We start from the raw sequence: 15,140 nt of genomic DNA, 5'->3' as shown, positions 1-15,140 counted from the left end.
GGTAATAACGGCCCGCCGAATATAAGCGGGGGCATGCCGACAAATTATAGGCAATTAACGCCAAAACTGCACCTACGCTGCCAGAATCAACTTTTTCTTATAAGTAAAATATTTAAATATAAATTTAGGAATTATCAATTATTAACCCGATCTTTATACTGTATGGTTTGGTAATCCTGTTGACGGTCGACTTGCGAAGAGGCCCTGCTACCCGGTCTTCGAACGACTTTATCGCTTTCAGCTTTTCAAGCAAAATCGCCATACCGAAAGCGCCTTATGAAGAAGATATTGTTATTGGACGACAACGAGGATATCCTCGAGGTTGTTAACGATGTACTGGCTTACGAAAACTTCGAAGTAAAGGCCACAACCAAAAGTGTGGAATTTATGATGATAGCCGAGCGCTACCAGCCCGACCTCATTATTGTAGATTACCGCCTGGCAGACGGCAATGGCGCCGACCTGTGCCGCGCGCTAAAAAGCAACGCCAATTTGCGGCATATCCCGGTGATTTTGTTCTCTGCCTATTTTCAGCCCGGGCTTAACTTTATGGATTTTGGTTGCGATGCGGCTATTTACAAACCCTTTGATATCGAAGAACTGATATCTACCGTAAATAGCCTGATACACAACAGCCAGTTAAGCGCTTAAAGTTAGTTGCCCTTCTATTTCTTGTTCGCTAAATAGGCGGCACCTACGGAGCCAAAATACTCCTGATTCTTTGCTACAAACACGATACCCCTCTGGGGTTTGCAGGCTGATCTGCACTCCATTAGGGGTATCGTGTTTGTAGAATTTACCCATCAACAACAAGGCTCCGGAGGTGCCCCGTGTAATTAAACGCTGATATATTTTATTTTTCATCCCCCAAATAAAATCCGAAAGGTTTATCTCTGTCGCACACCAGCGTGCCGTCCTGAAACTCCAGTTCGGCGGCATGTATAGATGTGCGCTTGCTGCTGTAGGTGTAGCCGCCATCTTTATCAAGCGGGCCTTCGTCCTGGTGGGTTTTGCGGCCGGGGTGGGTGAAGTAGATGATGTAGGCATGCCCGCCGCTTACCACTACATCGGCATGGGCGCCGGTGGGGGTATCTTCGGGGCGTTTGCCGGGTTTATCAAGTAACAGGCCTTGTTTTTCCCAGCTTTTAGCATCGGTAGAGCGGTACAGGCGCAGCCCGTGCCATTCGTCGGTGATCATCCAATAGTAATTATTAAAGCGGAATATCTTGGGGCCTTCGTGCGCGCTGCCACCAATGGCAGGCTTGTCTTCGGCTTTCCAATGCTCCAGGTCGGGGCTTTCGGCGGTCATGGTTACGCTGCCCAGCTTTTGGTCTTTATACCAAACATGCCATTTGCCGTCGGGCAGTTTCATTAAAGTTGGGTCGATGATGTTATGATCGGGCAGGTTCATCGGGCCGATGTATTTCCAGTTCCACAGGTCGGTGCTGGTGTAATGCACCAGTTTGGCATCGCCTCCCCATGAGCTGCGCACGCCTTTTATGTATACTACGAACATGTGGTAAACGCCTTTGTCATAAATTACGTCTGGTGCCCAAAAGGTATTGTGCCCGGTAAAGTTATCCAGTTTCAAAGTACCTTTATACACCCAGGTATGCCCATGGTCAGTAGAGGTGGCCACGCCAATAGCCGTACCGTAGCAAAAGGCAACACCGGGCGTTTGCTGGTTGGCCAGGCGTTGGGTATAATACATTACCCACTCCTTGGCACCGCGGTTGTAGATCAGCACCGGGTCGGCAGCGCCATCGTAAATTGGGTCGCGGTAAAGCGGCGATGGTGGCTGGTTCTTTACTTCGGTGCTGGTTTGTGCTTGTAAGTTAAAGCCGATGAGCGAAAGCAGCAGCAACGCGAAAGTGATCTTTTGAATGCGGTGTATCATACAGATGAGGTGAATATTGGCAGCCTGCAATTTAAATAAATTTGCATTACGACATTACGCCCCAAACAAACAAACCTCAACTCTTGTAAATTTGCTAACACAGCATGTACCACCAGGAATTTACACCACCAGCCCAACTGAGCCAAGCCATTAAGTGCTTCTGGTATACCTGCCGCGATGCTGTGGAAGGGCAACCAGGCTTTGAGGTGGTGCCCGATGGCTATGCCGAGATCGTTTTCTGTTTCGGTGCGCTGCACTTACAAGCCGAAGATGGTAGTTTAAGGCCGCTGCCTCCGGTGTTCATGATGGGGTTGCTGGGCGCGCCTGTTACCTTTTATACCGAAGGCGTTTTTGAGGTTATCGGCATCAGGTGCTATCCATGGGCGGTATCCGGCTTATTGAATTTGCGCGCCGGCGGCGGAGGGCTGCAGCCATTAGAGCACCCAATTGCCACACTGTGGCCAACCCTTGCAAAATTGGTAGCCGAAAAAAAGATAGACGAAGCCGTTAAAATTGTAAATAATTACTTTGCGGAATGGCAAGTGAATTACGATAATATACTCAACAAAGCCAGCGCTGCCATGCGCACAGCCAACGGAAGCCTGTCCGTTAAGGGCGTCGCCGAAGCCGCCCATGCCACTGTGCGAACGCTGGAACGCAGGTTCAAGGCCTCGGCCGGGCATAGTGTTAAGGATGTTTCGGCACTGATGCGCTTTGAGCAGGTACGCAACCGCTTGTGGACCGATCCCGACGCCCATTTAGCTACCCTTGCCGCCGAATTGGGTTATAGCGACCAACCCCACCTAAGCCGCGAGTTCAAGCGCTACAGCGGTACATCGCCGGCTGCCTTTGCCCGTAAGGCAAAACAGGAGCGGGTGTTTTTTAGTGATAACCTTGTAGCATTTGTTTAAGCAACCATGCCTAAAAAAGGACAGCAGATACCCGTAAACGTTATGGCCGATGAGCCGGGCGAAGGCATAGCCATTGAGAAAATTGCTTTCGCAAATATAGAAGATATAATTCCCGCTGCGTTGGAGGCGGTGAAATTGGCTCACCGGCACGACAGGCATTCGTTCTTCCTGTTGGCCAATGGCAAGGTTGATATCGAGATAGATTTTGAGGCCTACATAATGGGGGCCCCGGCGCTCATTTACATCCATCCCGACCAGGTGCACCGAACCACCGCTTTCGAAGATGTAGTAGTATGGAGCCTGGGTATGGATAACGAAAACCTCCGCCCCGAATACCTTGCGTTGTTGCAAAGCATTAGCCCCGCAAAGCCGCTCAGTTTAGATGCAGATACTTACAGCGTGCTAACGGAAGCTTTATCCCTTTGCCTTAAACTAGTAGGCCGCAAAACCGACAGGTTGCATCATGCGCTCTTAAGAGATAGCTGTAACGCTGCCGCAGCACTGTTTATATCGCAATATGCTGCTTTGGCTACAACCGCAGATAAATTATCGCGACATGAGGGTATCAATAAAGCCTTCCGGGAATTACTGGAGAAAAATTATAGAACCGAAAAACGCCCTGCATGGTATGCCGATAGCTTGAATATATCAACCCCATACCTCAACGAGTGCGTAAAAGTGGCAACGGGGCAGCCGGTATCTTACCACATACAGCAGCGCGTAATATTAGAGGCAAAGCGCCTGCTCTACCATTCCACCAACTCCGTAAAGCAAATTGCTGCTCATTTGGGGTATGATGACTATCCTTATTTTACCCGTTTGTTCGCCAAGGTAACGGGGACTACTGCAATTGCTTTCAGAAGTAAAAACCTCGGTTAGTCCAATACCTGCTTGGCGTAGTTATTTATTGGGGGCTTATTTAGCTGTTGCTTTGCATCATCAAAACAATACGCATACAAATGGAAAAAGCAATAAATAAAACCACGCTCATATCAGGCGCAAGCATTGCCGGGCTTTCTGCCGCCTGGTTTATGAATAACTTAGGTTACAAAGTAACTGTGGTAGAAAATGCAGCAGCCTTACGCGATAGTGGTGCCGCCATCGATATCCGCGATAACACCGTAGAAATTGTGAAGCGCATGGGCATACTCGAGCAATTGAAACAATATAGCCTGCATGTAGAAAACATATCCTTCAAAAATGCCGATGATACCACCGCCGGTTCGATAACTATGCCGGAAGAAGAGGCGCATACGGACATCGAAATAGAGCGCGACAAATTTATCCGCATCGTATACGAATCTATCAAAAGCGATGTTGAGTTTATCTTCAACGATAGCATTACCGCGCTGGAACAGGCTGATGAATACATTACGGCAACTTTCAGGAATGCTGAAGAGCGCAACTTTGATCTGGTGATAGGTGCCGATGGTGCGCACTCCACGGTCAGGAGAATATGCTTCGGTCCCGAGGCGGATTATGCCCACTTTTTACAAGCCTATTTCAGCATCACTACGGTAGATAAATTGCTGATAGCCGAAAAGCAGATGCAAATGTATAACGAGCCGGATAGGGCTATTACGCTGAATGCCTACAATGGCAAAACAGATATCATCTTCTGCTTTTATGCCGATACAGAGATCGGCTACGATTATCGCGATAGCAACCGCCACAAGCAGATCATTGCCGAAGCTTTTGCCAATGTTGGCTGGCGCGCCCCTGAGTTACTGGATGAAGCACTGGCTTCGCCTAATTTCTACTTCGATAAATTTTGCCAGGTAAAAATGCCCGAATGGACAAAAGGGCGGGTTGCCCTGATAGGCGATGCCGCTTATTGCGCTTCGCCGGCGGCAGGTATGGGCGGCTCGCTGGCCATTGAAGGTGCCGCAGCTTTAGCGGATGCCTTGCAGAAATGCAATGGCGATCATGAAGTGGCGTTTCTCCACTATAATAAAACCCTTCGCCCATTTATTGAACAGGTGCAGGCACAAGCCGAGTTCAATGTGCGGAATAATTTTATCCCGCGCACCGAAGAAGCTATCCGTAAGCGAAACGAAGAAGCGAAAATGTTTTAGCGGGTATTTTGTCGCGTTTATACAAGCCTGCGCCGTGGGCTATCCGCAACTTTGTGTATCAAAACCAATGAACGATATGTTGATACACAATAAACAAATAGCCATTGTAGGCGGTGGCCCCGGTGGTTTAACCCTGGCCAGGCTTTTACAACTAAAAGGCGCCAATGTAAAAGTATACGAGCGCGATACCGACAGGTTTGCCCGCGTTGCCGGTTCGCCGTTGGATATGCACCCCGATTCGGGCATGGCGGCCATAAAGAAGGCCGGACTGGTTGAAGAACTAAAACAAAACTACCGCGCCGGTGCCGACCGTAAAGTAATTGTTGATGAGCATGCCCGGGTGTTTTTCAGCGACCATGATGAACAGGCAACCGAGGGCAGCTTTAACCCCGAAATAGGCCGTATGGAGTTACGCAACTTGCTGCTAAACTCGCTACAGCACGAAACCGTAATTTGGGATAGCCATTTTATTTCGATGGAACCGCAGGGCGAGGGCTGGCTGCTGCACTTTAAGAACGGAGTATCGGCATACGCTGACATAGTTGTAGCTTCGGATGGGGCCAACTCGAAGATACGCCCATACATTACAGATATCAAAGCCTTTTACTCGGGCATTACCATGGTGGAGGTAAATGTGCCTGATGCTGCTACAGCCGCGCCACATATTTTTAACCTGCTGAATGGCGGCAAAGTAATGGCATTCGGTAATGGCAAATGCATATTGGGCGGGCAGAAAGGCGAGGGTAGCCTTGGTTTTTACACGAGCCTCAAAATCGCCGAAGACTGGGCCAAAACCAGCGGGTTAAACTATAACCACCCGCAGCAACTGCTGCAATGGTTCAAAACCGAATATGCGGGCTGGGATGAAGTTTGGGGCGAGATATTCGCTCATGCAGCGGCACCCATAATTCCGCGCCCCATCTACTGCATGCCGCTCGATCAAACCTGGCAAGCGCTGCCCAACGCCACCATGATAGGCGATGCCGCACACGTAATGCCGCCCTTTGCCGGCGAAGGCGCCAATACCGCCATGTATGATGCTTTGCAATTGAGTGAAAACCTCATATCTGCCGACTATTCAACATTACGGGATGCCATTGCCGCTTTTGAAGCTGATATGCGTATGCGCGCCTCGGCATCGGCAAAACGTTCGCTGGAGAATGGCGAGCGCATGCACTCGGAAGGAGCCTTGCAAAAGATGCTTGCTATTTTTGGCGGGAACCATTAAAGTTTACACCCCCAAGCCCCCGGCGGATAAACTAAGCCAGCAAACATACCCCGGTAGGGGTTACCTGTTTGTAGAACTTAAGATAATAGATATTGCGCTCCGTAGGTGCGCCCTTGATATTGTATGGTTATACCCACGGCAGGCTTAATCATTGCCGGTCTGCCTTAAATGCCTTCAACCGGTAAATAAAAATGAATATCACCGTTGTGGCTATTGCACCGAAGAAGTGCCACAAAAAATGTGTACCGATGCTGAGCCATTGCCACTTATCGGCAATACGGAAGAACAGGGCCGTGGCGAATGCCAATAACGAAAACACTACCAGCCAGGCATTATGCCCCTTCATGCGGATGAGCAGCAGGGTAAGCGGCAACACGATCATGGTTACCATCACGCCATAATTCAGGCTGATGGCCAATTGCATATCGCCCAATGGCATCAGCGTACGAATACCGAATACCACCCCCACAAATACTACCAGTGCCAGTGCGCCGTAATACCATTTACCCAAAAGCTTGTACCAAAAATAAACGCTGGCCAACAGGCATAGCAGGGCAATGGGCACCCAATCCAGGTAAATAAAGAAGGCCCATCTACGCAGCCCATGATAGGTGGTGCTGCCTATGCAGGCTATCAGTAAAAAATACATGGCTATGCTCAGGAAAGTATATTGCCGGTCAAAGCCCTTCATTTTGATGATCCAGTAAAGCGCCGGTATCAGAAACAGCGCCGAGGTAACCATATTGAAGGGTTCGGGGAAAAAATGATCAAGGTTGGTTTCGGTATAAAGCATGCCGCCATCGGCAGGGCGTAACTGGAGGAGCATATGCGGGTGTTTTATTGGCTTAACGCCCAAGCTAACATTATGTTGGCTGTTAACCGAAAGATAACATGCTGCGGATAGTGTGCCCTGCCATTTCTAACAAAAATTTGTAATGAGGCATAATTTTAATACGTTTGCCGTATGCCATCGGTAATTCATAATAGCGTACTTTCTCCTCCAATAGCGTAACTTTTAGCCACAAGCTAAAACTGCTATTTATTTAAGCATGGGGTTTCTCTCATGCATATATTTCTATACCTATTATTTAATTACAAATTTTACTACCTGCACGGGCAGCGTAGTGCACAAGACAACATGAAAAAGGCATACATCCAATTACATATCGCATTAATACTCGCAGGCTTTACCGGCATATTCGGCAGGCTTATTACACTAAACGAAGGACTCATTAGCTGGTACCGCACCTTTTTTGCGGCGGTGGCCATGCTGCTTTACTTAGTTATTACCCGCAAGCTGGAGAACATCCCCATGACCAATAAGATAAGGATAGGGGCGGTAGGTGCTATCCTGGGTTTTCACTGGGTGTTCTTTTATGGTAGCATCAAATATTCAAATATTTCGGTAGGGGTAGTGTGCTTTGCACTCACCAGTTTTTTCAATGCGCTGCTGGCACCATTGCTCAATAAAAAGAGGCTTTCGGTACAGGAACTTTTCCTGAGCGGCTTAACCCTTTGCGGTATATCGCTTATTTTTGGTATGGACGCAGGTTTTCGCACAGGTATATTGCTGGGTATCATTTCGTCTATTTTCTCTGCCCTTTACACCGTTTACAACGAGCGTCTCGCAGGCACCTTTCGCAGCGAAACCATTATCCTTTATCAAATGGTGGGCGGCGTTATAGGGCTTACGGTAGTAATGCCGGTTTTCCTGTACTTTAGCCCCGCCACCACGCTAATACCCTCCCTGCCCGACTTTGGCTGGCTGCTTATACTGGCCATACTATGTACCGTGGGTTTGTACTTACTCATTGTGAGTGCGCTGAAACACATCTCATCATTCACGTTAAGCCTCACCTTCAACCTCGAGCCCCTTTACACCATACTGCTGGCCATGCTTATCTATAAGGAAAACAAGGTGCTATCGGCAAGTTTTTATATCGGGTTGTTTTTGATACTGGTTTCGCTGGCGTTGCAAATGCTACGTGTAGGGTATCAGCGAAGGTGGATGAAGGCACAGCAGTTGCCGACGGTGATGTAATTGCGGTTCTTTATTGGATCACCATATTATGAAACACCACGAACAACCACTCCCCGTTATGCTCAACAGCTACGGTATTAATTAAACCTTTGCGTGGCGGCCAGGGTTGTCCGTCGGGGCCGGTGGTGCCAATTTGCTTCCAGTTGATGTCGATAACGGCAACATCGGGTTTTATAAAACGTACGGTAGAACTTTCTACTTCGAACAGCGAACCATAGAACGACGGTACGCCCGGCGTTTGCTTACTTGCAAAAAGCGCTTCGTGCGCTTTTGCTATTTCTATGCGCCCTGTAGCGCGTTTGCCTGCTACGTTGGTAAATTCAGCATCGGTAGCGAAGCAGATTGCAAGGGCGCTTACATCGTAAGTATTCATGGCTTTGTTGAACGCACTCAACAAATGCGCGGTTTTTTGTGCCGGGGCAACATCGCTCATTATTTTCATTTTTGGTAGAGACTGTGCTACAACGCCAAATGTTACAGCCAATTAAAACTAATACCAGGCGGGGTTATATGGCTTAAACTCTATATTTGAGTATTATCAAATAAAAAAATGCAAGTACCGCCGGCGCCCGGTTTAAGAAATTATGTAAGGCATTACCTGTGGATAGAAAAAGCAGATTCCATAGATGACGAGCTGCGCATTTTTGGCGACGGTAACCCCGGCATAGTTTTTTGTTGCGAGGGCAGTATTTATGCGGATGCTTTGCGGCAACGGCCATATCCGCCGGTTTTTGGCTACGGGCAAATAAATGCCTGCCGCACTATTTATGCACCGCATAAAGTTAAATTGCTTATTGTGGTGTTACACCCATTTGCTTTATCGGCTTTGCTAAAAACTCCGGCCGGCGAACTTAACGACGAACTGCTTACCGCCGACGGCCTGTTCGCGGCAAAGTATGCAACAGAACTGGAACAAGTTATGCACGCCGCCGGCATTGCCAATAAATTGTTTCATATCAATAATATGCTTTCGAAGGTTTTTGATGATAGCCTACCCGGCGGCGAAATGCTTGTTGCCGAAACCATCAGGTTTATCCGGAAGTTAGATGGTAACGTAGATTCGGCACGCCTGAGCCATTTCTCGGGTTATAGCGAACGTTATCTCGAAAAGCAATTTAAACAATATGTTGGCATCGGCCCAAAAAAGTTCGCCCGCATTACCCGCTTGCTGGCTTATATTAAATTGTTGCAAAAGCCGCATCCGGGCCTAACGCTGAGCAGCCATGCACATCAGCTCGGGTACTTCGACCAGGCTCATCTTAACCACGACTTTAAAACACTTACCGGTATTACGCCCTCTGCCTACAGCCACAATGCCCGGGTACTCGCATTAAACCTGATCACGCTGCGCCAACCGTAAGCTGTTCGGTTTTTTACAATACTTGGGTGTCACTGCTTAGTAAGTTTGTTAAAAAAAACTTATGAAAAACCTGAAAGTTGCTACTGCGCAATTTGAGAATCAAAGCGGCGATAAAGCCTATAATTTAAAAGTGATAGACGGTATTTGCCGGGATGCCGCGGCGAAGGGGGCTGAAATTGTTGCCTTTCATGAATGCTCGGTAACGGGCTATACTTTTGCCAAAGACCTCACTAAGAACGAATTGCTTGAGTTGTTAGAATATATTCCTGAGGGGGCGAGTGTTATCGAACTATCGGCCATTGCGGCACGGCATGGCGTGCTGGTATGTGCCGGGCTTTTCGAGCGAGGTGCGGATGGCAACATATTTAAGGCCTACGTATGTGTGGATGCCAACGGGCTTGTTGCCAAATATCGTAAACTGCATCCCTTTATCCACCCCGATATTATGCCCGGCGACGGTTATTGTGTATTTGAATGGCAGGGCTGGAAAATAGGTATACTAATATGCTATGATAATAACATCATTGAGAACGTACGCGCCACCAAACTATTGGGTGCCGATATTATTTTAATGCCGCATGTAACTATGTGCACACCATCTACCCGCCCCGGGGCCGGTTTTGTAGACCCTAAACTCTGGCAGAACCGTGAGAACGACCCAACTACCCTTCGCGAAGAATTTGAGGGGCTGAAAGGCCGCAAGTGGCTGATGAAGTGGCTGCCTGCTCGCGCCTATGATAACGCCGTGTATTGCGTATTTGCCAATGCTGTTGGTATGGATGGCGGGCAGTTGAAAAACGGGCACTCCATGATCATCGACCCATTTGGAGATATACTGGCAGAATGCACCGCACTGGGGGATGAATTTGTAATTGCAACTTTGCAGTACGATAAAATAGCGCTTGCCGGCGGTACACGCTATCTTAAAGCCCGCCGGCCCGAATTGTATAGGGATATTATTGGCCAAACACACAGATCCGATCAGCAGGTATCGTGGCTGGCCGGGCAGAATGCAGAGTAATAACATACCTCTTAAACCAACAAAGCCCTTCAGCATCAACTGAAGGGCTTTGTTATTTTTGGTTAGGCCATCACAGCGCCCACTCGGGGCGCTCGTAGTGGCAGGTGTAACCGTATGGGTTCTTTTGCAGGTAAGCCTGGTGCTCTTCTTCGGCATTCCAAAAATCGCCTGCGGGTACTACCTCGGTAACAATTTTGCCGGGCCATTTGCCCGATGCATCCAATTCTGCAATTAAGGCTTCGGCGGTTTGCTTTTGCTCATCGCTCAGGTAAAATATAGCCGAGCGGTATGATGTGCCTATGTCATTCCCCTGCCTGTTGCGTGTGGTAGGGTTATGTATCATAAAAAAGTATTCGAGCAGTTTACGGTACGATAGCACCTCCGGGTCGAAAACGATCTCTATCCCTTCGGCATGCGAGCCGTGGTTGCGGTAAGTGGCGTTCTTTACGTCGCCACCGGTATACCCCACAACGGTTGATATAACGCCGGGTTGCACGCGGATGAGTTCTTCAACTCCCCAAAAACAACCGCCGGCTAAAATGGCTTTTTCTGTATTCATTATGTGTTATTTTATAACATAAAGATACCTAAACTAAAGTGGACCGAAAGTAAATTTTAAGGCCTGCCTGTGCTTAGTTCTGCTTCATTTTCGCTTCCATACTCTGCGTGGTATGCGGCACTGCCATCAGGCGTTCTTTCTGTATCAGTTTACCTGTAGAACGGCAAATGCCATAAGTTTTGTTGGCAATGCGTATCAAGGCGGCTTCTAACTGCTCTATGAATTTTTTTTGACGGCCTGCCAGTTGGTGGATAGATTCTTTTTCGAGCGTTGCTGCGCCATCTTCCAGTGTTTGGTAAGCGCCGCCGGTGTCATCAGTACCGTTAGGGTTGGCGTGGCTCAACGAAGATACAAGAGCTTCGAGTTCTTCTTTAGCTATCAGTATTTTTGATGTGATCAGGGCTTTGAACATTTCAAGGTCCTGGTCCGAATAGCGTGTTGCTGTAGGTAGAGTTTGCGTTTCCATGCAGCCAACAACGCAGAAGGCGCTTAAAGGTTTTATAAAAACAGCGTTATGCTTAATTAAATTAGTTATTAATAAATAATCGCGCTTTTACAGCAGCCAACAGGTGGTTGCTTATTGGTTCTCCATTAGGCTTTTACTTCTAATGTATACCCCTTGCCGCGTATGTTTATCAGTTGTATTGCTTCGTCAGCCTCCAATTTTTTGCGGAGTTTTGATACGAATACGTCCAGGCTGCGGCCTACTATTACGCCTTCGTCTTCCCATACTTCTTTTTGTAGCCTGGCACGTTCAACTATTTCGTTTGGCGATGCAGCCAGTATCAGCAATACCCGATTTTCTTTAAAGGTGAGTTCGGTAATATTGCCTTCAAATTTTAATGTCCGCTTTCCGGCATCAAATATGGTGTTGCCAATCGTTAGTTGTTCCTCGCGTTGTTTGTCGGTTGCCGATATGGCGACGACCTGCTGCTTAGCCGGCCTCGAAAAAAGCAAACCGATAAGCGCGAGCAATGGTATACCGCCTAACAGGTATCCTTGCTGTGCGGACGAGATGCCGTCTTTTTCAAAATTAATCTCCACCACATAGTTTCCCAGCGGCTGTGTCCTGCCCGAGCAGGGGATAAGGGCTTTATCACCGTCGGCTTTTTTATCTTCTATGATGTAAGCAAAAACCACATCCTGCGCGCCGCTTCTGCGCACATTTACCACGTGGCGATTGGTTAACCCGGCATCGGCTAAGGTACGCTCGGTTATTTTTACCAGCGAATCGGTCTTAAAAGTAAAAGCATGGGCGAATTTTAATTGGTAGGCGTTGTCATCTGTTTTAATAACCGGCAGCACACTCGAACTGCTGTCACCCAGGTAACGCAACACTTCGTGCCCAACTTTCCTGAGGGCTATTTGCTGCCGTGCCTCGCCAAAACTATCACCGCCCTTAAGGCTGAATGCCACGCAGGCCATTGCCGAATACAGCAGCAAAGTAATGCCTAATACAAACTTAGTTTTGGGCTGCGAAAGCTTTGGTAATAATGCCATTTTGTGTAAATGCTGATTTTACAAAGTTTACAATTTTATTTACAATAACGATGATTTGCAGGGAATAACATAAGGATACTTTTGGCCAACAAACCAAAATGTTATGATCAAAAAAACAACACTCGCCCTTTTACTGCTGCTACTGGCCACTGCCCCTGTATTTGCGCAGCAACACTACCGTTTAGATGTTAAAAAGAGTAAACTGCTGTGGAAGGTAGCCACAATAGGCAACCACAACGGTTACCTGCTGTTTAACGATGGCCGCATGGATGTTACCGACAAAGGCGAACCCATTACAGGCTACTTTACTATGGATATGAAAAGCATCCGCAGCCAGGACGGGAGCACCGCCGCCGACCGCGCAAAGGTTGATAAAGAGATAACTACCCCGGGTTTCTTCGATACAGAAGCTTACCCTACAGCCACTATGGAGGTAAAGCAAATAACACCAACGGGCAATGCAGGGGTTTACCGCATAAAAGGTAACCTCACCATTAAGGGCATTAGTAACCCTGTTGAACTAAGCGCTACTATCGGCAAAAACGGCGATACCATAACCGCCAAAGCCGATGCAGGCATAGACCGCAGTAAATGGCGGATCGATTTCCATGAAGAGAAAAAAGGTTGGGACCCCGTGGCTACGCTGAAAGATAACCTGATATCAAACGATATTGCCGTAACGCTCGATCTTACTTTTACCAAGCAATAAGCGCTTACTTCAGCGCTTTGGCTATCTCCTTTTCCGCCAGCGGCTCCATTATTTTATAACCGGCCAGGTTGGGGTGCACACCATCTATGGCCAGTTCTTTTTTCATATCTTTATCCGGCGCTACCATCGCGCTGTAATAATTGATAAAGCCGAGGCGGTTCTTTTCAGCGTAGGCTTTTAGCATCGTGTTGAGTTTGACGATAGATTCGCGCGGGTTGATGCTTGGTTTCCATGGAAAAGCAGCCGCGGGAAGTACTGAGGATAGTATGACCTTGATGTTATTGACCTTTGCCAGTTCGGCCATGGAATAGATATTGCCCGCTACATCTTCCAGTTTAGAAGGTCCGGTATTTTCGGCGATATCGTTTATGCCTGCTAAAATTACCACCACGGTTGGCTTCAGGTTTAGAACGTCCTCGCGGAAGCGTACCAGCATTTGCGGGGTTGTTTGCCCGCCAATACCGCGGTTAACGTAGGGGCGGCCCTTAAAAAATGCCGAATCGGTATTTATCCAGCCTTCGGTAATGGAGTTGCCCATAAATACCACGCGTTTTTCGCCGTGGGCGGGGGCAGGCAAGCGGGTGTTATCGTCCTCGTAGCGTTTTATCCAGGCCCAATCTTTATGAAAACGCTCTTCTATCATCTTCTGAAAATTGGCCCAGTCGCGGGCTTTCTTTTCTTCTTCCGCAGTTTGCTGAGCGCGGGCGGTAAGTGTGAACGATAAAAGGAGGCAGATGAGCGGAAGTAGTTTTTTCATGAGGGGCGTTTTATAAATTGGTTCCTGTAAATATAAGTAAAAAATCGATTTAGCAAAATATTTATCGTCATGCCGAACTTGTTTCGGTACCCCACACGACAGGTAACGTTCATGCAAGGCGGTTTTGCATTGTGGCTTGTATGATGGGGTCCTGAAACAAGTAATCAGGATGACGTAGTTTACCCTTGCCTCTTCACCATCTCATTTATCCAAATCGGTGCAAAGGGCGATGTGCAGCCTTTAGATACGGGGTAGTCGCGGTAAATGCCTAATCGTTCGCCTATGGCCAGTGCTCGTTCGCGGTATTCGGGGTGATTTATGCCGATGTAAGCCAGGGCGGTGTTCATGGTCCACTGTGCTTCGGGCGAGGCAGTGGGCATTTCGGTTTCTATCTGGTTAAGCAATCCTTCAATATCTAAACCTTCGGGGCTGCGGGCAATGCGCCCTGCGGTTAAGGCCCAGTAGGCACGTGCTGCCATCGGGTCGTCGCTAAGCATCCAGTGCAGGCGCAACTCTTCCTTGCCCGGGTATTCTTTCACCACGTACGACTGAAACCAATCTGCCACCTGCGTAAACCTTTCCGAGCGTACCATAGCATCTATCTCTTCGGGCCTAAGTTTTTTCGGGTCGATAATTAGGGCAGCCAGCAGTCGTGCTTCCACATTGCCCGTTTCCCAAAGCTCAAGTGCCAGTGAGTGGTCTTTCTTTATTTTATCGGCCACTTTGCGTATGTCGCCCATTTTTATGCCGTACTGGTTGTCGTGTGCGCCACGCTTCTTATTATGTGCGCGCATTTTTTCATCGCCAAGGGCTTCCAGTTTTGCAAGGGTTTCGGTGAGGGTAGCCATAGTTTTTCGGGTTTTGTTGTTCGAAAATAAGGTTATTGGCTGAAAATATCATCTCAGGGTTGGTGTTGTTTTTATACCGCCCATTCAGGCGTCCACGCCTGAATGTAAAATTCTGTCAGCGTCCACGCTGATGAAAGTCGTGAGCGTGGACGCTCAAAAACGCCCACCTCCAGGCGCGGACGCCGGGAGGGGCGTTAGTATCAATTAATAGCGATGGGTTTCAAACCCATCGCT

Annotated in this window: 17 protein-coding genes; 9 read left to right on the top strand and 8 right to left on the bottom strand. The window is 48.1% G+C overall.

Features of this window, described 5'->3' with window-relative positions:
• The first annotated feature begins 276 nt into the window (after window positions 1–276).
• Window positions 277–651 (top strand): response regulator transcription factor, encoded by a 375-nt coding sequence (locus tag BC343_RS30035; protein WP_078351514.1) that lies wholly within the window; start codon window positions 277–279, stop codon window positions 649–651.
• Window positions 652–853: 202 nt separating this feature from the next.
• Here the strand turns inward: BC343_RS30035 and BC343_RS30025 are convergent, their stop codons facing one another.
• On the bottom strand, window positions 854–1,897 hold the full coding sequence (locus tag BC343_RS30025; protein WP_078351512.1) for a family 43 glycosylhydrolase: 1,044 nt from the start codon (window positions 1,895–1,897) through the stop codon (window positions 854–856).
• A 104-nt stretch (window positions 1,898–2,001) separates the two neighbouring features.
• On the opposite strand from BC343_RS30025, the gene BC343_RS30020 reads away from it, so the two are divergent.
• From BC343_RS30020 to BC343_RS30005, 4 genes are all read left to right on the top strand, one after another.
• Window positions 2,002–2,808, top strand: a complete 807-nt coding sequence (locus tag BC343_RS30020; RefSeq protein ID WP_078351511.1) for a helix-turn-helix domain-containing protein — start codon at window positions 2,002–2,004, stop codon at window positions 2,806–2,808.
• Window positions 2,809–2,814: 6 nt separating this feature from the next.
• Window positions 2,815–3,687 carry a helix-turn-helix domain-containing protein gene (locus BC343_RS30015; protein WP_078351510.1) on the top strand — a complete coding sequence of 291 codons (873 nt, stop codon included), beginning with the start codon at window positions 2,815–2,817 and terminating at the stop codon, window positions 3,685–3,687.
• An 80-nt stretch (window positions 3,688–3,767) separates the two neighbouring features.
• Window positions 3,768–4,883, top strand: a complete 1,116-nt coding sequence (locus BC343_RS30010; RefSeq protein WP_078351509.1) for an FAD-dependent monooxygenase — start codon at window positions 3,768–3,770, stop codon at window positions 4,881–4,883.
• A gap of 67 nt (window positions 4,884–4,950) precedes the next feature.
• Window positions 4,951–6,111, top strand: a complete 1,161-nt coding sequence (locus tag BC343_RS30005; protein ID WP_317043684.1) for an FAD-dependent oxidoreductase — start codon at window positions 4,951–4,953, stop codon at window positions 6,109–6,111.
• Between the two features lie 148 nt (window positions 6,112–6,259).
• On the opposite strand, the gene BC343_RS30000 is transcribed toward BC343_RS30005, so the two are convergent.
• The gene (locus BC343_RS30000; RefSeq protein ID WP_078351636.1) at window positions 6,260–6,937 is read right to left on the bottom strand and encodes a hypothetical protein; all 678 of its coding nucleotides are present in this window, start codon (window positions 6,935–6,937) and stop codon (window positions 6,260–6,262) included.
• Window positions 6,938–7,174: 237 nt separating this feature from the next.
• Here BC343_RS30000 and BC343_RS29995 point away from each other — a divergent pair, with 237 nt between their 5' ends.
• Complete coding sequence (locus BC343_RS29995) at window positions 7,175–8,152, top strand: DMT family transporter (protein WP_238381901.1); 978 nt, start codon at window positions 7,175–7,177, stop codon at window positions 8,150–8,152.
• Between the two features lie 10 nt (window positions 8,153–8,162).
• On the opposite strand, the gene BC343_RS29990 is transcribed toward BC343_RS29995, so the two are convergent.
• The gene (locus BC343_RS29990; RefSeq protein ID WP_162276973.1) at window positions 8,163–8,585 is read right to left on the bottom strand and encodes an SgcJ/EcaC family oxidoreductase; all 423 of its coding nucleotides are present in this window, start codon (window positions 8,583–8,585) and stop codon (window positions 8,163–8,165) included.
• A gap of 117 nt (window positions 8,586–8,702) precedes the next feature.
• Here BC343_RS29990 and BC343_RS29985 point away from each other — a divergent pair, with 117 nt between their 5' ends.
• Entirely contained in the window at window positions 8,703–9,512 is an 810-nt protein-coding gene (locus BC343_RS29985) for a helix-turn-helix transcriptional regulator (RefSeq protein WP_078351507.1), read from the top strand.
• Between the two features lie 61 nt (window positions 9,513–9,573).
• On the top strand, window positions 9,574–10,533 hold the full coding sequence (locus BC343_RS29980) for a nitrilase family protein (RefSeq protein WP_078351506.1): 960 nt from the start codon (window positions 9,574–9,576) through the stop codon (window positions 10,531–10,533).
• A 70-nt stretch (window positions 10,534–10,603) separates the two neighbouring features.
• On the opposite strand, the gene msrA is transcribed toward BC343_RS29980, so the two are convergent.
• From msrA to BC343_RS29965, 3 genes are all read right to left on the bottom strand, one after another.
• Window positions 10,604–11,092 (bottom strand): peptide-methionine (S)-S-oxide reductase MsrA, encoded by a 489-nt coding sequence (gene msrA / locus BC343_RS29975; protein WP_078351505.1) that lies wholly within the window; start codon window positions 11,090–11,092, stop codon window positions 10,604–10,606.
• 73 nt (window positions 11,093–11,165) lie between these two features.
• Window positions 11,166–11,558 carry a TraR/DksA family transcriptional regulator gene (locus tag BC343_RS29970; RefSeq protein ID WP_078351504.1) on the bottom strand — a complete coding sequence of 131 codons (393 nt, stop codon included), beginning with the start codon at window positions 11,556–11,558 and terminating at the stop codon, window positions 11,166–11,168.
• A gap of 125 nt (window positions 11,559–11,683) precedes the next feature.
• The gene (locus BC343_RS29965) at window positions 11,684–12,592 is read right to left on the bottom strand and encodes a winged helix-turn-helix domain-containing protein (RefSeq protein WP_078351503.1); all 909 of its coding nucleotides are present in this window, start codon (window positions 12,590–12,592) and stop codon (window positions 11,684–11,686) included.
• A gap of 103 nt (window positions 12,593–12,695) precedes the next feature.
• Between BC343_RS29965 and BC343_RS29960 the strand changes: the two genes are divergently transcribed.
• Window positions 12,696–13,301: a YceI family protein gene (locus tag BC343_RS29960; protein ID WP_078351502.1), complete on the top strand. Its 606-nt coding sequence runs from the start codon at window positions 12,696–12,698 to the stop codon at window positions 13,299–13,301.
• Between the two features lie 4 nt (window positions 13,302–13,305).
• Here the strand turns inward: BC343_RS29960 and BC343_RS29955 are convergent, their stop codons facing one another.
• Complete coding sequence (locus BC343_RS29955) at window positions 13,306–14,058, bottom strand: SGNH/GDSL hydrolase family protein (protein WP_078351501.1); 753 nt, start codon at window positions 14,056–14,058, stop codon at window positions 13,306–13,308.
• Window positions 14,059–14,237: 179 nt separating this feature from the next.
• On the bottom strand, window positions 14,238–14,906 hold the full coding sequence (locus BC343_RS29950) for a DNA alkylation repair protein (protein ID WP_078351500.1): 669 nt from the start codon (window positions 14,904–14,906) through the stop codon (window positions 14,238–14,240).
• Window positions 14,907–15,140 lie beyond the last annotated feature (234 nt).

Origin of the sequence: Mucilaginibacter pedocola (assembly GCF_002013915.1) — a bacterium.
GTDB lineage: Bacteria > Bacteroidota > Bacteroidia > Sphingobacteriales > Sphingobacteriaceae > Mucilaginibacter > Mucilaginibacter pedocola.
The sequence above is the reverse complement of the archived record's forward strand: the minus strand, read 5'-3'. Positions and strand labels throughout refer to the sequence as shown.